The organism is Streptomyces chartreusis, assembly GCF_008704715.1.
GTDB lineage: Bacteria > Actinomycetota > Actinomycetes > Streptomycetales > Streptomycetaceae > Streptomyces > Streptomyces chartreusis.
Genome location: NZ_CP023689.1, coordinates 1601846 through 1619713 on the forward strand (window position 1 = coordinate 1601846; position 17868 = coordinate 1619713).

Consider the following 17868-nt stretch of genomic DNA (forward strand, 5'->3'; position numbering starts at 1 on the left):
TCCGCGTCCGGGTACCCACATTCCGGTTCAGCTCTCCAGCCGCGCGATGCGCCCCTTCTCCCCCGCGGCCCAGCACCCCAGGTCGGGCGTGCAGTCCACGGTGTCGTAGGAGCCGCTGTCCACGGTCCGCCAGGTCCGGCCGCCGTCGGTCGTCAGGTCGGTGCCGGTGGGGCCGACCGCGAGGGCGGCGCTGCGGCTGTGCGGGAGCCAGGCCACGCCGGAGCGATAGGCGGGCACCGGCGTCGCGGCGGACCGCCAGGTGCCGCCCCCGTCGCCGGTGCGGGCGGCGGCCTGCGGGGAGGCCTGGTCGGGGCGGTAGTCGCCGCCGACGGCGAGGCCGTGCGTGCGGTCACGGAAGGCGAGCCCGAAGACCCCGCGGGCCGGGTCGCCCGCCGGGATCGGTGTGTCGGCGGCGGTCCAGGTCAGCCCCCGGTCGGCGGAGTGCAGCACACGCGCGCGTGCCGCCCCGCCGGTGGCCAGCCAGACGTCCTTCGGGCCGGAGGCGACCAGGCACTGCCCGCTCGCCGCGAACCCGGCCTCGCCCTCCTGCGCCGCGGGCATCCCGTCGCCGGGGAGCACCTTCCAGGTACGGCCGCCGTCGCCGGTCGACAGGATCCGGAACCGGCCGTCGACCGGGTCGCTCATCGCCAGGCCGTGACGGTGGTCGAAGAAGGTGAGGCAGTCGTAGAAGGCCCGCGGATCGGTGTTGCGGAAGGACTCGGTCCAGGTCGCGCCGCCGTCGTCCGTGCGGTAGACCCGGGACGCCTCGCCCTCCCCGATGGCCAGCACCACGGCGCGTCGCGCGTCGAAGGCCTCGATGTCCCGGAACTGGAGCTCGGCCGCGCCGGGCGGCGAGACGTTCCGCCAGCTCGCGCCGCCGTCGGTGGTGCGCAGCACGGTGCCGGCGGTCCCGGCCACCCATGCGGTGTTCCGGCTCACCGCGGACAGACCGCGGAACCGCACCTCCGGCGTGCCGCTGTCCTTGAGCTCCCAGTGCGGCGCGTGCCGCCCCGGCTCACGTGCCTGCGCCGGTACGGCCGCGAGGGCGGCCAGCGCCGCCCCGCACGCCACCACCGCGGCCACTGTCCGAAACGTACGCCCCACCCGTCGCGTGCTTCCCGAACGCCTCATGGCGGGCGAAGCTAGTCGACCGCCCCGTCGCCGTCCAGACGGCCTCACCCGTCACAGCCGACCATCCGGTCACGGAGGGACGAACGCCCCACTCCCGCGCATGAAGGCGGTGACAGAGGTCACTCGCCCTCCGGGTGCACGGATTCGCCGATTCCGTCGTCTCTACCAGTGCCCCGTCTCGTCCACCCGGATGTTCGTCCAGCCGTCGCAAGGGAGCAAGGCGTTGTCCACTGTCATCGAGCAGCCCGTCGAGGCCCGCCTCGTCGCCGCCGCGCCGCGGATGCCGAGCATTCCGGCCACTTTGCACTACGACCGGAGCGACCCGTTCGCCGTCCGGATGACCTTCCCCGCCCCGGCCACCCTGGAGGGCGTCGAGGTCTGCTGGACCTTCAGCCGGGAGCTGCTGGTGGCCGGCCTCGAAGGCCCCGACGGCCACGGCGACGTCCGGGTGCGGCCGTACGGCTTCGACCGGACCGTCCTGGAGTTCCACGCGCCCGAGGGCACCGCGGTCGTGCACATCCGCAGCGGTGAGGTGCGCCGCTTCCTGAAGTCGACGAGCGACCTGGTGCCGCTCGGCCTGGAGCACCTCCAGCTCGATCTGGACCGCGACCTGGCGGAACTGATGCGGGACGCCTGCTGAGGCGCCCCGCCCGGCTCCCCCGCCGGCCAGGGCCCCGCACCGGGCCCGCTCAATCACGTTGACACCGTCGGTGCCCCCTCGTACGGTGTATATCGGTCCTGTTGCCGTCGATTGGAGAAGGACGTTGCTCGTCTGAGGTCTGAGACACCGCGTCACACCTGAAGTGTGTGTACGCCGCGTGCGACCTCGGCGTTCGAGCCGTCCCTCACGGAACAGGGCTTTTCTCATGCCCAGGGCCCCTCGCCGCCCGCTGGTCGCCGGTGTCTCGATACGCGTTTGCCCCTGATCGTTTCGAGCAACCGCGGAGGCGCCCTAATGCCTACTTCCATCAGCTGTACCTCCCTCTCCTTCGCCTGGCCCGACGGGACCGCCGTCTTCGAGGGTCTGGACGTCGCGTTCGGTCCCGGCAGGACCGGGCTCGTCGGCGTCAACGGGTCGGGGAAATCAACCCTGTTGAAGCTCGTCGCCGGTGAGCTGACCCCGGTCGACGGCGTCGTGCGCGTCGCGGGCGAGGTCGGCTACCTCCCGCAGAACGTCACGCTCGACACCGCCCTCAAGGTCGACGAGGCCCTCGGCATCGCCGCCAAGCGGGTCGCGCTGCACGCCATCGAGGCGGGCGACGTGGCCGAGGAGCACTTCGAGGCCGTCGGCGACGACTGGGACGTGGAGGAGCGCGCCCTCGCCACCCTCGGCGAACTCGGGCTCGGCCACGTCGAGTTGGACCGCACGATCGGCGAGGTGTCGGGCGGCGAGTCGGTGCTGTTGCGCCTTGCCGCGCTGCTGCTGCGCCGCCCCGACGTCCTGCTGCTGGACGAGCCCACCAACAATCTCGACCTGTACGCACGCAGGCGGCTGTACGCGGCCGTCGAGTCCTGGCCGGGGGTGATGGTGGTGGTCAGCCATGACCGTGAACTCCTGGACCTGGTCGATCAGATCGCCGATCTGCGCTCCGGGGAGATCGCCTGGTACGGCGGCAACTACTCGGCGTACGAGGAGGCGCTCGCGACCGAGCAGGAGGCGGCCGAGCGCATGGTGCGGGTCGCCGAGGCCGACCTGAAGAAGCAGAAGCGCGAACTGGTCGACGCCCAGGTCAAGTTGGCCCGCCGCAAGCGGTACGGCCAGAAGATGTGGGACCAGAAGCGCGAGCCGAAGATCGTCATGGGTGCGCGCAAGCGCGCGGCGCAGGAGTCCGCGGGCAAGCACCGGATCATGCACGAGGAGAAGCTCGCCGAGGCCAGGGAACGGCTCGACGACGCGGTGGACGCCGTACGGGACGACGACGAGATCCGCGTCGACCTGCCGTACACGGCCGTACCGCCGGGCCGCGGTGTGCTGACGCTGCGCGATCTGGAACTGGCGTACGGCGCGCGGGTGGCCGGTGGTCTCGATCTGCACGGTCCGGAGCGGATCGCGCTGATCGGGCGCAACGGCTCGGGCAAGACGACGCTGCTCCGCACGATCGCCGGTGAGCTGGCGCCGGTGGCGGGCGAGGCGACGGCACACGTCCCGCTCCGGTTCCTGCCGCAGCGGCTGGACGTCCTCGACGACGGGCTGTCGGTCGCCGAGAACGTGGCCCGGTTCGCGCCGGGTGCCACCAACAACCGGATCCGGGCACGCCTTGCCCGCTTCCTGTTCCGGGGCGCCCGCGCCGACCAGCAGGCGGCGACGCTCTCGGGCGGCGAACGCTTCCGAGCGGCGCTGGCCGCGCTGATGCTGGCGGAGCCCGCGCCACAGCTGCTGATGCTCGACGAGCCGACGAACAACCTGGACATGGCGAGCGTGCGGCAGCTCACCACGGCGCTGGAGTCGTACGAGGGGGCGCTGATCGTGGCCAGTCACGACCTGCCGTTCCTGGAGTCGATCGGCATCACGCGCTGGCTGATGGTGGAGGAGGGAGAACTGAAGGAAATCACGCCAGAAGCTGTCGGGTATCCCGCCTAGCTTCGGGGGCATGCCCGATTTCACGCCCCAGTTCATCACCATCACCGGAGCGAGCGAGAACAACCTCAAGGACGTCACCCTCCGCATCCCGAAAGGCCGGCTGACCGTGTTCACCGGCGTTTCGGGATCGGGGAAGTCGTCCGTCGTCTTCGACACGATCGCGGTGGAGTCGCAGCGCCAGCTGAACGAGACGTTCACCTGGTTCGTGCGCAACCGGCTGCCCAAGTACGAGCGCCCGCACGCGGAGTCCCTCGAGGACCTCTCCCCCGCGATCGTCGTCGACCAGCGGCCGATCGGGGGCCACTCCCGGTCCACGGTCGGCACGATGACCGACATCCACCCCGTGATGCGCGTGCTGTTCTCCCGGCACGGCACCCCGAGCGCCGGGCCGGCGACCGCGTACTCGTTCAACGACCCGTCCGGCATGTGCCCCGAGTGCGACGGTCTCGGGCGGACGGTACGGCCGGACTGGGACCGCATCCTCGACCCGGACCGGACGCTCGCCGACGGCGCGGTCCGCTTCCCGCCGTTCGCCGCGGGCACCTGGCAGGGACAGACGTACACCAACAGCGCCGACCTCGATCCGCACACGCCCGTCGGCCGGTTCACCGCCGCCGAGCGGGAGTTCCTGATGCGGGGCCGCCCCGGAAGCAAGGTCACCGTCAGCGGCTCGGGCGGCACCTGGACCACCGACTACGAGGGCCTCGCCACCCGCTTCGAGCGGCTGTATCTGAAGCGGGACCTGTCGGCGATGAGCCAGAAGACCCGCGACCTGGTGCGGGAGTACCTCGTGGAGGGCCCCTGCCCCCTCTGCGACGGCGCCCGCCTGAACGCCGCGGCGCTGGCGACCCGGATCGACGGCCTGGGCATCGCCGACTGCGCGCGTATGCAGATCACCGACCTGATCACCGCGCTGGCGGACATCGACGACCCGGTCGCCGGACCGGTCGCACGCGCCGCCGTCACCGCCCTCGAACGCATCGACGCCATCGGCCTCGGCTACCTCAGCCTCGACCGCGAGACGGCCACCCTGTCCGGCGGCGAGGGGCAGCGCCTGAAGACCGTGCGGCACCTGGGCTCCAGCCTCACCGGCATGACGTACATCTTCGACGAGCCCAGCGTCGGACTGCACCCGCGCGACGTCGGCCGGCTCGGTGATCTGCTGCTGCGGCTGCGCGACAAGGGCAACACCGTGCTGGTCGTCGAGCACGACCCGGACGTCATCGCGCTCGCCGATCACGTCGTCGACATGGGGCCGCGGGCCGGTGCGGGCGGCGGGCGGGTCGTGTTCGAGGGCACGCCGGACGAACTCGCCGCGTCCGGCACGGTGACCGGACGCTGCCTGCGGCGCCGCACGACACTCAAGGAGGACGTACGGCAGGCGGGCGGCGGCCTGTGGGTGAAGGGCGCCGACCGGCACAACCTGCGGGACGTCACGGTCGAGTTCGCGACGGGCGTGCTCACCGTGGTGACCGGGGTCGCCGGGTCCGGGAAGAGCACGCTGGTCCGGGAGTTCACCGCCGCCCACGCCGACGCGGTGGTCGTGGACCAGTCGTCGATCGGGATCTCCGGCCGGTCGACGCCGGCCACGTACCTGGGGATCATGGACACGGTACGGAAGGTCTTCGCGCGTGGGACGGGCGCCGACGCGGGCCTGTTCAGCTTCAACTCCGCCGGCGCCTGCGGCACCTGCGAGGGGCGCGGGATCATCCTCACCGACCTCGCGTTCATGGACCCGGTGACCACGGCCTGCCACGACTGCGAGGGGCGCCGCTTCAAGGACGAGGTGCTGCGGCTGACCGTGGACGGCAACTCCATCGCCGACGTCCTGGCGATGACGGCGGACGAGGCTCTCGCGGCCTTCGAGGACAAGGGCGTACGACGGCGGCTGCGGGCGCTGCGGGACGTGGGGCTGACGTACCTCACGCTAGGGCAGCCGCTGTCCACGCTCTCCGGCGGCGAGCGCCAGCGGATCAAGCTGGCGACGCGGCTGCACCGCAGCGGAGCGGTGTACGTCCTGGACGAACCGACGACCGGGCTGCACATGTCGGACGTGCACGGGCTGCTCGGTCTGCTGGACCGGCTGGTCGACGCGGGCAACACGGTGGTGGTCGTCGAGCACAACCTGGACGTGGTGGCGCACGCCGACCGGATCATCGACCTCGGCCCGGACGGCGGCCGCGCCGGCGGACGGGTGATCTTCGAGGGAACGCCACGAGAGCTCCTCGAAGTCCGCGACTCCTTCACCGCGGCGCATCTCAGGAGGGCCACAGCCTGACCCGGAGGGTTTTGTACGGGCGGGTAGGCCCTGCATCATGGCGGGTCGGTGCACCCTGCATCATGAGCGCCGAACCCGCCACCGATCCGGAGATCCCGTCGTGCCCAGCAAGAAGGCCCTCGTCCGCCGCCCCAGCCCGCGCCTCGCCGAAGGGCTGGTCACGCACATCGAGCGGGAGAAGGTCGACCTCGATCTCGCGGTCGAGCAGTGGGAGGCGTACACCGAGGCCCTGAGCACGCACGGCTGGGAGACGATCGAGGTCGACCCTGCCGACGACTGCCCCGACTCGGTGTTCGTCGAGGACACGGTCGTCATGTACCGCAACGTCGCGCTGATCGCCCGCTCCGGCGCCGAGTCCCGGCGCGAGGAGACCGCGGGCGTCGAGGAGGCCGTCGCCTCGCTCGGCTGCTCCGTGAACTGGATCTGGGAGCCCGGCACGCTGGACGGCGGCGATGTCCTGAAGGTCGGCGACACGATCTACGTCGGCCGGGGCGGGCGTACCAACGCGGCCGGCGTCCAGCAGCTGCGGGCCGCGTTCGAGCCGCTGGGCGCGCGGGTCGTCGCGGTGCCCGTGAGCAAGGTGCTGCACCTGAAGTCGGCGATCACGGCACTGCCCGACGGAACGATCCTGGGCCGTATCCCGCAGCTGGACGCCCCGTCGCTGTTCCCGCGCTTCCTGCCGGTGCCGGAGGAGTCCGGGGCGCATGTGGTGCTGCTGGGCGGTGACAAGCTGCTCATCGCCGCGAGCGCGCCGAAGACGGCGGAGCTGCTCGCCGACCTCGGCCACGAGACCGTGCCGGTCGACATCAGCGAGTTCGAGAAGCTCGAAGGTTGTGTGACTTGCCTCTCGGTCCGAATGCGGGAACTGTACGTCTGACCGGCTGAACGAGTCGCCTTTTCAGCCCTGGGACCTGCGGGTCCCGGGACTGCACGCGACCCCGTGAACTTCCGGTGGCAGGGCAGCTGATCAGCGATCTTTACATCGCTCTTAACCTACGGCTTCGTAACCTACGGGTTCGTAGCCTACGATCCCGTAGGTTCCGGCAACCGCTCGCCGGTCACCATTCCTGTGTTGCGCGTCCCCCTGGAGTTCCCGTGACGATCACTTCCCCTCACCTCGGCAGCTCTGCCGGCTGGACCGACGCCCGTCTGCTGTACGCGCTGGAGGAAGTGGTCGAGAAGGAACTCAACCGGCACCTGAAGGTCGCCAAGGACTGGATGCCGCACGAGTACGTCCCGTGGTCGGACGCCCGCAACTTCCCCGGCTTCTTCGAGGACGGCGAGGCCTGGGACAAGGAGCAGTCCAAGGTCACCGAGATCGGCCGGATCGCCCTGGTGGTGAACCTCCTCACCGAGGACAACCTGCCGAGCTACCACCACGAGATCGCCTCGCTCTTCGGCCGTGACGGCGCCTGGGGCACCTGGGTGCACCGCTGGACGGCCGAGGAGGGCCGGCACGGCATCGTGATGCGCGACTACCTGCTCGCCTCGCGCGCGGTGGACCCGGACAAGCTGGAGCAGTTCCGCATGGCCCACATGAGCGAGGGCTTCGAGTCGGACAACAGCCACTCGATGCTGCACTCGGTCGCCTACGTCTCCTTCCAGGAGCTCGCGACCCGCATCTCGCACCGCAATACCGGCCACCAGTCCGGTGACCCGGTCTGCGACCGCATGCTGGCGCGCATCGCGACCGACGAGAACCTCCACATGATCTTCTACCGGAACCTGCTGAAGGCCGCGTTCGAGATCGCCCCCGACCTCACCATGCAGGCCGTGCGCGACGTCGTGGTCAACTTCCGCATGCCCGGCCACGGCATGCCCGGCTTCGAGCGCGCGGCCGCCCAGATGGCCATCGGCGAGGTCTACAACATGCGCATCCACCACGACGACGTCCTCGAGCCGGTCCTGCGCTTCCTGAAGATCATGGAGATCGACGGTCTCGGCCCCGAGGGCCAGAAGGCCCAGGAGGAACTGGGTCTGTTCATGGGCGGACTGAACGCCGAGGCCACGAAGTTCGACGAGAAGCTCGCGGCGCGCAAGGCCCGCATGGCCGCGCGGGCGGCCGGCTGACCGCCGAGTCCCACGGTCACCGACGGCCGGCCCGCCGCACAGCGGGCCGGCCGTCGCTTTTTCCTGTGCGCGTCGGCCCTGGCCTGCGGCATCATGCTCGCCATGCGTGAGAACAGCAGGGTGGAGCAGGCCGTCGGCTTCCTGCTCCACCTGGTCGATGCGGAGACCGCCGAGCGGGTCCGGGCGCGCACCGGGCTGCCCGGGCCGGAGGACCCGAGGACGTCCCGGCTGCGGCTCACGCGCGCGTGGACGTGGGCGCGGCGCCTGCCGTCCTCCGTGGCGCTGTGGGTCCTGGAGAACGACGATCCGGCGCTCAACGCCGTGATGTGGACCTGCATCGCCAATGACGCGGGACTGCGCCGGGCGGTCGCCCGCGGCGTGCCCTTCGGAGCCGGCCGCACCGGTCCCCTCCAGGTCGACCTGGCACTGCGGGAGCAGGAGCCCGAGGTGCCCGACAGCTACGTCCGCCACGGCCTCGTGGGCGCGCTGCGCGCCGTCACGTCGATGGGCCAGGCGCGCGCCGCCGCGTCCATGGTGCTGACGGCCGACGACTGGTGGACGGTCGGGGAGGCCGATCTCGACCGTCCGCTGCCCGGCTACGCCCGCTGGGCGCTGTCGGTGCGCCCGGACTGCCCGCCCCTGGTGCGCGCGGGGTTCGGCTCGCACGCCAAGTTCACGCATCGCCTGCGGGAGGCGGGCATCGTCGAGGGCCCGGCCGAGTACGCGACGGCCCATGGGCCCGCCGTCGACGTCCTGGAGGTCCTGGCGATGGGACATCTGCTGTTCCCCGCGCGCGTCCACGAGGCGCAGGACGCCCTGCGGCCGCTCGTGCGGGACCACTTGGGCGAGCGCGAGGAGGCCTGGGCGGTGCTGGCGCAGCTCATGGAGACGTTCCACGGCAGGACGCCGGAGCTGGTGATGACGGCCGGCTCGATCGCCTGACGGCACCCGGCCGCTCGCCGTGAGGGGGGCGGGGCGGCTGGATTCGAACCAGCGTGCTCTGGTTTTGGAGACCGGCGCGCCTGCCTCTGCGCTACGACCCCGCCCTTGATCCCCGAGCGTAATGCGTTGGCCCGTTGTCAGTGGGCGCTGCTACCAATGAGGTCCGGGGGAAATTCGGTACGGGGGCTCGTCATGGCGTACGGAGAGCGGGGGCGGCGTGTCCCTGTGGTCGACCTGAACGACCGCAGGGCGCTGGAGCGTCACCGGCCGGCGGACCCGGCGACGGTGGAGGAGGCACGGGGCCTCAAGGAGGCCGCGCTGCTGGACTTCGGCCTGACGGAGTCGGCGGTGGCGTCCTGGCTGTACGCGAAGTGCCATCACCAGATCCCGACGACCGCGGTGGACACGGCGGCCGTGGTGGCCTCGGGCGACGGCACCTGCCTGCTGCTCTACAACCCCGGCTTCTTCGTACGACTGGGCCTGGACGGCGTGAAGTTCGTGCTGTTCCACGAGGCCCGGCACCTCGTGCACCGGCATCTGTTCACCAACCCGGAGCTGCGCGAGGATCCGGTGTTCGAGCTGGCCTGCGAGGTCTCCATCAACCACGTGGCCCTGATCCGGCTCGGCAGAGAGCAGTTGCCGCTGCTGGAGGGCCGTCCGACGGGAGTCGACCCCCGCGAGGTGTACGCCGCCTACCGCGCGGACCTGACGGCGCACGGCCTGGAGCCGGTGCCGTACGAGACGTTCATCGAGACGGACATGCGGGTGTACGGCGAGTTGAAGCGCATGCACCGCCCGCCGGTGCCGGCGCGACGCCTGTGTGTGCACCTCCAGGACGGGGCGGTCCCCGCCGACCAGGAGACCGTGGACGGGGTGGCCTCGTCGGCCCTGCTCAACGCGCTGCTCGCGGCCCGGCGCGGACACGCGGGCGCGGAGCGGGAGTTGCTGGAGCTGATGGGCCGCAGCGAGGAGGGCAACGCCCGGGCCGCGAAGCTCTGGGGGAACCTGGGCGCGGGCGCCCTGCGCGGCGAGACCGCACGCACCCGCACGGTCGACTGGTGGCAGCGCTGGCTGGTCGACGTGCTCGGCTCGAAGCTGCGCGACGGCGAGCGGCTGGTGTACCCGAAGAAACGCGGCGCGCTGCTCGCGGCGCTCGGCCAGGACCCGATGCTCGCGCGACGCGGCCCGGTGCGGGACAAGGTGCTCGTCATCGCCTACGACACCTCGGGCTCGATGCCGGCCCACGTGATCGACTGGCTCACCGAACTGGTGGGCCGTATCGACGGCGTGGAGGCGCACTGGCTGTCCTTCGACGCCGTGGTGATGCCCTTCGCACCGGGCGAGCGGGTGTACGGCGGCGGCGGCACGAGCTTCCACGTGGTCGCCGACTACGTGGAGGGCCGCACGGAGGTGAACGGGCGGCGGCTGGACGTCGTACCGGACGCGGTCGTCGTCCTCACCGACGGACTCGCGCCGCCGATCACGCCCGCCGAGCCGGAGAAGTGGATCTGGCTGATCACCGAGGGCGGCAGCGAGTGGCCCGAGACGCACAAGCCTGCGATGGACTGCCATCGCGTCACGACAGGATCGCGGTAGATGACCACGCAAGCACGGCAGACGGACGTGTCCGGGCCGGACTCCCCCCAGGGCGGGGGACGTTCGGCCACCCCGTCCCGCCTGGAGTCCTTCATCGACGCGATGATCGACATGGGGCAGACCGGGCAGATCTTCGGCGAGCACGGCATCGGCAAGACGGCGACGTTCTTCACGCACATCGAGCGCGCCCACGAGAACACCGAGCTGGTGTACGTCCCGGCGGCGAACCTGACGCCGGACGACCTGCTCGTCAACGCGCCGGTGCGCGACGCGCACACCGGTGAACTCGTGCTGCGGCAGCTGGTGATGAGCCAGCTCAAGCCGGGCAGGCCGTTCGTGCTGCTGATCGACGACTCGCTCCAGGCGGGCGACACCATCCAGTCGCAGCTGATGCAGATCGCCTGCAACTGGACGCTGGGCGAGCACGATCTGCGGGCGCTGGGCTGCGTGGGCGTCTTCCTCACCGACAACGAGTCGCTGGCCGAGACGTCGGCCCGGCGCAGCGACCTCGCGCTGCTGGACCGCATGGTCACGATGCGGATCACGGCGAACGACACGGCCTGGCGACGGCACCTGGCCGCCAAGTACCGCCCGTGGGACCTGCGCCCGGTGTTCTCGCTCTGGGCGTCGCTCTCCCCGGCCCTGCGCGAACTGCTGTCCCCGCGCACCCTGGACCACGTCCTGGCCAACGCCAAGGAGGGCTTCCCGCTCCGCTGGGGCCTGCCCCTGGTCGACGGCGAGCGGCTGCGGCTGACCGAGCCGGGCGCGGACGGCCGGCCCGGCCAGAACCGCACGGCCGAGATCCTGGACCGCATCGCCGAGTCCCTGGGCGTGCCCAACCCGCCGACCGTTCCCGACCCCGTCCGACAGGTGGTCCGCGCGGCCCTGCGCAACCGCTGGACGGTGCTGCTGCAGGGCCCTCCGGGCTGCGGCAAGACGGAACTGGTGCGGGAGACGGTGCGCGAGGGCCTGGGCCGGGACGCGCTGTACTTCTCGCTGCCGGTGACCAACGTCGAGGACCTGTGCGCGCCGATCCCTTCGGCCGACGGCACTCTGGAGAACCTGCTGGCGGCGAAGTTCACCGGGCCGGAGCCCAAGGCGATCGTGTGGGACGAGTACAACCGCCCCAAGGACAAGGCAGCGTTCGCCAAGCTCATGGAGATCACCCAGGAGTGGTCGCTGGCGGGCCGCCGCATAGCGAACCTGCGGGCCCAGATAGCCGTCCAGAACCCGCCCTACCACCTGGGCCGCAAGCTGCTGGTCGCCCGGAACAACATCGCCCAGGCGACCCGGTTCACGGCATCCCTGGAGGTCCGGCCCGAGGACATCCCGGCGAACGAGTGGCTGCTCGCGCACTACGGCCAGGACGCCGAGACGGTGCTCGAGTGGTGGAAGCACGACATCGACGACGACGGCCGCGCCTGGATCACCAAGCGCACCCTGGAGCGGCTCATCAAGCTGCACCGCCGCGGCCTCCCTCTGGAGATGGCCACGGTCTACCTGGGCGACGGCGAATACGCCCCGGTACCGCTGACGGCTCTCATGGACCGCCTCAAGGGCCGCCCGGTCACGGGCCTGCGCGAACTGGCTCGCGACGCGGCCGCCTGGGAGTCCCGGCTGCGCCGCACCGCCGAGACCTCGGCCGAGGGCACGGACGACACGGACGTCGTCCACCAGATCCTGGCCAACGCGGAGCTGTCCCAACTGAAGAAGCACCGAGCGGTGGTGGCCCGCTTCGTGGCCCTGCTGCCGCCGAAGCTGAGGGCGACGTATCTGGTGGGTGCGTCGGAGCGACAGCAGCGGTTCTGGACGGAGGTGTTCGTGGGGTTGCGGGGGGTGAGGTGAGGGGCGGCGGGGCGAGCCCCTCGTCAGCCACCCGCCGCCGGCGGCGCCGTCCGATGCACGCTGCGGACAGCGGCCACATCAGCCGGAACCACCGGCAGAGGAACCCCCGCGCTCAACCCGTCCAACCGCCGCTTGATGCTCCCTGCGATCCCCTGCCCCAACACGAACCGGGTGGCCGTGGCGGCGCCGGACGCGGCGTCGAGCAGCCGATGAGCCTCCCGGCTGCGCATACCGGTGTGGCTGAGCACCAGATGGGCCAGCCGATGCTCCCGCCCCGCGAGCACTCCCGCCATTCCCTCCGCGGCGGCGAGATCGACCCGGTTGTCCTCCGCCCCGAGCACCGCCGCCGCCCGTACCCGCCCGAGATCCAGCAGCGTGACACCGGAAGCGACCGCCGCAGTCACCACGCGGGCCGCACCCCGCGGCCCGATGCCGTTGCTGGCGAGTGACAACCGGGTGAGCCGCCCGTACGGCGCCCGCTCCAGCGCCTCGGCGAGGCACGACGCCCCCGCGTCCCCCAACCGCGCAGCGGACACGTAGAGCTCATCGACGGCCCCCGCCTCCACGACGGCGGCCAACGCCCGCGCCCCGTCCGCCCCCAGCGGATTCCCTCCGACGAAGAGCCGCTCGATCCGCCGCCCGTTCCTGGCGGCGGCCAGCAGAGCGTCGGCGAGGACGGCGACGGCACCCGCGTCGAGCCCGGTCTGCACAAGGTCCAGTGTCCGCAACGACCGCGCGGACTCGACGATCTCGGCAGCGGCCCGCCCGCCCCCGCCGCCCAGCGGATTCCGCTTGAGCCAGACACCGGTCACCACCTGCGGCGACGCCCGCAGCTGATCGGCGATGCGGCAGGCCCCGCCCGCGGTGATCCCGTTGCAGCCGAGGTACAGCGTCTCGACGTCCGTGGCGGTCCCGGCGACGGCCGCGGCCCCTTCGTCGCCCAGCCCGTCGGTGCCGAGCAGCAGATGCCGTACGGGAGAGGGCCCTTCGGCCAGGGCGCCGGCGACAAGGGCGGCGCCCTCCGCGCCCAGCCCCTGCTTGCACAGGTCGAGCCGCCCGTCGGGCAGCGCCGTACCGGCGGCGAAGTCCAGCCGCTCCCCGGCGGGCCGACCGGCACGCAACCACTCCAGCAGGGGCCCGAGTTCAGCGATCGGCCGCGGCGCGACGGACGGCACACCGGCGAAGGCCGAAACCCCCTCTGCCCGCACCACGGGTCCGTCCACCGCCGGACCGGCTTCCTCGTTCACCACGCCGCCTCCCGGTAGTCCTTGAGGAACATCCCGGAAACCGGATCCCCCGCCTCTCCCCGCACGATCGGGTCGTACACCCGTGCCGCCCCGTCCACGATGTCCAGCGGGGTACGGAAACCCGCCCCTGCCATGCGTGCCTTCTTCGGCGCCGGGTTCTCGTCGGTGATCCAGCCGGTGTCGACGGCGCACATGTGCACGCCCTGCTCGGCGAGTTCGGCGGCGCTGGTGCGGGTGAGCATGTTGAGGGCGGCCTTGGCCATGTTGGTGTGCGGATGGCCCGCCATCTTGTTGCGGACGGCGAAACGGCCCTCCACCGCCGTCACGTTGACGACGTAGCGCCGGGGGTTCGGCGAGGCCAGCAGCAGCGGCAGCAGCCGGTCGCAGAGCAGCGCGGGCGCCAGCGCGTTGACCAACTGGGTCTCCAGCACCTCGGCCGGGTCGAGGTCGCCGAGCCGGGCGGACCAGGAGTTCTCCGGGGACGGGTCGGGCAGCAGCCCTGCCTCGTCGGCCTCGCGCAGGGCGACGGGCAGGGACGCGGCGCCGCTCTGAAGCATCCGCATCGGCGTGAACCCGGGCGCCCGCCGAGCGCCTTCGGGCAGCGCGTCGTACTCGCCGGCGGCCAGCAGGGCGTACGACTCCACGGGCCGCCGTACGGTCTGCGCGGCGTTGTTGACGAGGATGTCCAGCGGCTCGCCCTCCTGCCGCAACTCCTCGCAGAACCCGAGGACTTGGCGCGGGTCGCGCAGGTCGACGGCGACGACGGTGAGCCGGTCGAGCCACTTCTCGCTGCCCGGCGCCTCCTGGAAACGGCGCACGGTGTCGTGCGGGAAGCGGCTGGTCACCAGCAGTTCGACGCCGTCCCGCAGCATCATCAGCGCCAGCTGGAACCCGATCTTCACCCTGCCGCCGGTGACCAGGGCGCGGCGTCCGCTCAGGTCGGTGCTCAGGGCGCGCCGGGACCGGTTGTCGGCGGCGCAGCGCGGGCACAGCCGGTGGTAGAAGGAGTCGACCTGTCGATAGGACGACTTGCAGATGTAGCAACCGCGCGGCTTGCGATAGATGCCCGCGTCGCCCACCGCTTCGTCGGCGGGGACCAGCGGGGCGTCCTCACGCCGGTCGACAGCGCCCGTCGAGGTCGCGGCCATCGCCGCCGCGTCCGCCGCCGACGCCTGCGCGTCCCGCTCCTTGCGCCGTCGCAGCCGTCCGTCCCGGGCGAAGGACGCGGCGACCTGCTCGGCCCGCAGCCGCACCGGGTCGTCCACGGGCAGCGCCCGCAGCCGTCCGACCGTACGGTGAAAGGCGTCGAGCTCGTCCTGGCCGATGCCGGGGCCGGAGCCCGCGTCGACAGCGGCACCGGAGCCGACACCGGTACCGGAGCCAGTGCCATCCGCACCCGCGTCGCCCATGTTCCCCGCCCCGAATCCCCGCCGGTACCCCACGCCTGTACGGGGCCCCGGCCGGATTCGAACCGGCGTATCCGCCTTGACAGGGCGGCGAGTCTGCCTCTGCTCTACAGGGCCCACGGACGCAGCCCGGGAATCGGATTCGAACCGATGTCTTTCGCCTGGGCAAGGCGAGTGCGCCTGCCTCTGCGCTATCCCGGGTGCGCTCCCGGATCCTAACCGGCGCCCGAACCCCGCCCGCACCGAATTTCCGGCTCGCCACGAAGCTGCCGGAACCCGGGGTTCAACGCGACGTACGCCGGAGCTCCAGTCGCTCCTTCTCCGACAGGCCGCCCCAGACGCCGAAGCGTTCGTCGTTGTCGAGGGCGTACTCCAGGCAGGCGGAGCGGATCGGGCACATGCCGCAGATCCGCTTCGCCTCCCGGACGGAGCTTCCTGGTTCGGGGAAGAAGAAGTCCGCCCCGGTCTGTGCGCACAACGCCTCCTCCTGCCAGGTCAGGTCGGGCGAGGTGATCATCGCGATCGTGTCGATGTGCATGCGCAGGATCGTGCCGGGCGGCGAAAAACGTTCGATCAACGCGGGATCAACGCCGCGTCGCAGGGCCCCCGGCCGCCTCGATGCTCCTCTTCGGCGCTCCGTGACGCACGGCGGCGCGCGGAAGCGGAAGAAAACCACGAGATGCTTGACGATCACTGTCAGTGACAGTTCGGCGGTCCCGGCAGACGGCGGTGTTCCGGCAGCGATTGTCAGTGGGCGGTGCAAGACTCGGCAGTGCAGCAGACAGCGGGACCCTTCCGAGGAGGGCGATGATGCTCACCACTCGTTTCGTCACCGGCGCGCCGAACTGGATCGACCTCGGCGCACCCGACATCCAGGGCGCCGGATACTTCTACGGCGGTCTGTTCGGCTGGCGGTTCCAGCCGGGCGGGCCCGAGACCGGCGGCTACGGCCTCTTCCAGCTCGAGGGGAAGACGGTGGCCGGCGGCATGCAGACGACCGAGGAGCAGGGTCCGCCGTCCTGGACGGTGTACTTCCAGACGCCGGACACGGACGCCACCGCGAAGGCGGCTCAGGAGGCGCACGGCTCGGTGCTGGTCCAGCCCATGGACGTGCTGGACATGGGCCGCATGGCCGTCCTCGCCGACAAGGCGGGCGTCCACTTCGGCCTGTGGCAGCCCGGCACCAACAAGGGCCTCGACGTCGTCCAGGAGCCCGGTTCGCTGTGCTGGCTGGAGCTGTACACGGCGGACGTGCCGGCCGCGGCGGGCTTCTACAACGCGACGCTCGGCATGGAGACCTTCGCCCTCGACTTCTACGGCGGCACGTACACGACGTTCAGCCCCGGCGGTCAGGGTGAGGACGCCATGTTCGGCGGAGTCGTCGACAAGGCGGACGACCCGGCGGAGGCGCAGAGCCCGCCGTACTGGCTGCCGTACTTCGAGGTCACCGACACGGACGCGACGGTCGCCAGGGCCCAGGAGCTGGGCGGCACGGTCCGCATGCCCGCCACTGACCTCCCGGACGTCGGCCGTATCGCCAAGCTCACCGACCCCTACGGCGCCCGCTTCGCGGTGATCAAGAGCGCGCCCGTGCGGAGCTGACGGCACGACGCCGGGGTTCGGCCTACGCGGAGGCGCGCCGTATCAGCGTGGTCGGCAGCACCACGCTGGACGGCGCGGCCGCGATCCCCTCGTCGGTGGCGTTGCGTTCGAGGCCGCGCAGCAGCAGCCGGGCCATCAGCCGCCCCATCTCCTCTATGTCCTGACGGATCGTCGTGAGCGGCGGTTCGGTCTGCTCGGTCACCGGCAGCATGTCGTCGAAGCCGACCACGGCGACATCGTCCGGCACCCGCCGCCCGGCCTCCCGCAGCACCCGCAGCGCTCCGGCCGCGGTGAGGTCGTTGGCGGCGAACACCGCGTCCAGGTCCGGGCAGCGGGTCAGCAGTTCGCGCATCGCCCGCTCCCCGCCGCCCGGAGTGAAGTCGCTCTCGACGATCAGCCGGGGATCGGCGTCGACCATGACGTCCCGGTATCCGTCGAGCCGGTCCACCGCCGAGGTCTGGTCGAGGGCGCCGGTGATGTGCGCGATCCGGGTGCGGCCGAGGCCGACGAGGTGCCGTACGGCGTCGCGGGCGCCGCCGCGGTTGTCCACGTCGACGTAGGCCACCCCGCGTCCGTCGCCGCTCCAGCCGGGCCGTCCGCCGAACACGGTGGGCACTCCGGCGCGCTGGATCAGTTCGGGCAGGGGATCGTCCAGGTGCAGGGAGAACACGAGCGCCCCGTCGACGTGTCCACCGGCGAGGTAGCGGCCGACGCGCGCGTGGTCGTCCCGCCCTTCCGTGAGGAGCAGTACGAGCTGGTTGTCGTGGGCCGTCAACTCCTTGCTGATCCCGCGCAGTTGCAGGGCGAAGAAGGGGTCGGCGAAGACACGGCTCTCGGGTTCGGCGACGATGACCGCGATGGCGTCGTGGCGCCGGGTCACCAGGCTGCGGGCGGCCTGGTTCGGCACATAGCCGAGCTCATCCACGGCCTTGCGGACCCGCTCGACGAGTGGCTCCCTGACTCCGTCCCCACCGTTGACGACGCGCGACACGGTGGCCCGCGAGACCCCGGCCCGCTCGGCGACGGCCTCCAGAGTGGGGCGCGGGGCTGTACCGGTCACTGCGCGGCTCCTCATCGACGGTTGCCGATCAGGATAGCCCTGCCGTGGGCCGCACGTGAGAGCGCTCTCGTCTCATCGGGATTCCCTGTGCCCCGTGCCAGGTGTCCCGC

At 71.7% G+C, this 17868-nt stretch carries 14 protein-coding genes and 3 tRNA genes; 9 read left to right on the forward strand and 8 right to left on the reverse strand.

Features of this window, described 5'->3' with window-relative positions; genetic code table 11:
• Positions 1 to 27 precede the first annotated feature (27 nt).
• On the reverse strand, positions 28 to 1131 hold the full coding sequence (locus tag CP983_RS06655; protein WP_373309787.1) for a WD40/YVTN/BNR-like repeat-containing protein: 1104 nt from the start codon (positions 1129 to 1131) through the stop codon (positions 28 to 30).
• Between the two features lie 223 nt (positions 1132 to 1354).
• Here CP983_RS06655 and ssgD point away from each other — a divergent pair, with 223 nt between their 5' ends.
• From ssgD to CP983_RS06685, 6 genes are all read left to right on the forward strand, one after another.
• A complete protein-coding gene (ssgD, locus tag CP983_RS06660) occupies positions 1355 to 1771 on the forward strand; it encodes a spore wall synthesis regulator SsgD (RefSeq protein ID WP_107908234.1) in 417 nt (138 codons plus the stop codon).
• A gap of 315 nt (positions 1772 to 2086) precedes the next feature.
• Positions 2087 to 3712, forward strand: a complete 1626-nt coding sequence (locus tag CP983_RS06665) for an ABC-F family ATP-binding cassette domain-containing protein (protein ID WP_150498916.1) — start codon at positions 2087 to 2089, stop codon at positions 3710 to 3712.
• Positions 3713 to 3722: 10 nt separating this feature from the next.
• On the forward strand, positions 3723 to 5990 hold the full coding sequence (locus CP983_RS06670; RefSeq protein WP_150498917.1) for an ATP-binding cassette domain-containing protein: 2268 nt from the start codon (positions 3723 to 3725) through the stop codon (positions 5988 to 5990).
• 100 nt (positions 5991 to 6090) lie between these two features.
• Complete coding sequence (gene ddaH, locus CP983_RS06675; protein ID WP_107908231.1) at positions 6091 to 6867, forward strand: dimethylargininase; 777 nt, start codon at positions 6091 to 6093, stop codon at positions 6865 to 6867.
• A 218-nt stretch (positions 6868 to 7085) separates the two neighbouring features.
• Positions 7086 to 8060: an acyl-ACP desaturase gene (locus CP983_RS06680; RefSeq protein ID WP_107908230.1), complete on the forward strand. Its 975-nt coding sequence runs from the start codon at positions 7086 to 7088 to the stop codon at positions 8058 to 8060.
• A gap of 102 nt (positions 8061 to 8162) precedes the next feature.
• Positions 8163 to 9002 carry a hypothetical protein gene (locus tag CP983_RS06685; protein WP_167537665.1) on the forward strand — a complete coding sequence of 280 codons (840 nt, stop codon included), beginning with the start codon at positions 8163 to 8165 and terminating at the stop codon, positions 9000 to 9002.
• A gap of 27 nt (positions 9003 to 9029) precedes the next feature.
• Here CP983_RS06685 and CP983_RS06690 read toward each other — a convergent pair.
• Positions 9030 to 9105, reverse strand: a tRNA-Trp gene (locus CP983_RS06690).
• An 89-nt stretch (positions 9106 to 9194) separates the two neighbouring features.
• Here CP983_RS06690 and CP983_RS06695 point away from each other — a divergent pair.
• Positions 9195 to 10598, forward strand: a complete 1404-nt coding sequence (locus CP983_RS06695) for a DUF2201 family putative metallopeptidase (protein WP_150498919.1) — start codon at positions 9195 to 9197, stop codon at positions 10596 to 10598.
• The gene (locus tag CP983_RS06700; RefSeq protein WP_373309788.1) at positions 10599 to 12443 is read left to right on the forward strand and encodes a MoxR family ATPase; all 1845 of its coding nucleotides are present in this window, start codon (positions 10599 to 10601) and stop codon (positions 12441 to 12443) included. It abuts the gene before it with no gap.
• A gap of 23 nt (positions 12444 to 12466) precedes the next feature.
• Here CP983_RS06700 and CP983_RS06705 read toward each other — a convergent pair whose 3' ends face one another.
• From CP983_RS06705 to CP983_RS06725, 5 genes are all read right to left on the reverse strand, one after another.
• On the reverse strand, positions 12467 to 13693 hold the full coding sequence (locus CP983_RS06705; protein ID WP_229914652.1) for a leucine-rich repeat domain-containing protein: 1227 nt from the start codon (positions 13691 to 13693) through the stop codon (positions 12467 to 12469).
• Complete coding sequence (locus tag CP983_RS06710) at positions 13687 to 15099, reverse strand: SDR family oxidoreductase (protein ID WP_150498920.1); 1413 nt, start codon at positions 15097 to 15099, stop codon at positions 13687 to 13689. The genes CP983_RS06705 and CP983_RS06710 overlap by 7 nt, the downstream gene beginning before the upstream one ends.
• Before the next feature lie 42 nt (positions 15100 to 15141).
• Positions 15142 to 15213, reverse strand: a tRNA-Asp gene (locus tag CP983_RS06715).
• Between the two features lie 10 nt (positions 15214 to 15223).
• Positions 15224 to 15297 (reverse strand) — tRNA-Gly (locus tag CP983_RS06720).
• An 82-nt stretch (positions 15298 to 15379) separates the two neighbouring features.
• The gene (locus CP983_RS06725; RefSeq protein WP_176574620.1) at positions 15380 to 15634 is read right to left on the reverse strand and encodes a WhiB family transcriptional regulator; all 255 of its coding nucleotides are present in this window, start codon (positions 15632 to 15634) and stop codon (positions 15380 to 15382) included.
• 272 nt (positions 15635 to 15906) lie between these two features.
• On the opposite strand from CP983_RS06725, the gene CP983_RS06730 reads away from it, so the two are divergent.
• Entirely contained in the window at positions 15907 to 16698 is a 792-nt protein-coding gene (locus CP983_RS06730) for a VOC family protein (RefSeq protein ID WP_150498921.1), read from the forward strand.
• A gap of 22 nt (positions 16699 to 16720) precedes the next feature.
• Here the strand turns inward: CP983_RS06730 and CP983_RS06735 are convergent, their stop codons facing one another.
• Positions 16721 to 17758 (reverse strand): LacI family DNA-binding transcriptional regulator, encoded by a 1038-nt coding sequence (locus tag CP983_RS06735; protein ID WP_125527093.1) that lies wholly within the window; start codon positions 17756 to 17758, stop codon positions 16721 to 16723.
• Between the last annotated feature and the right edge of the window lie 110 nt (positions 17759 to 17868).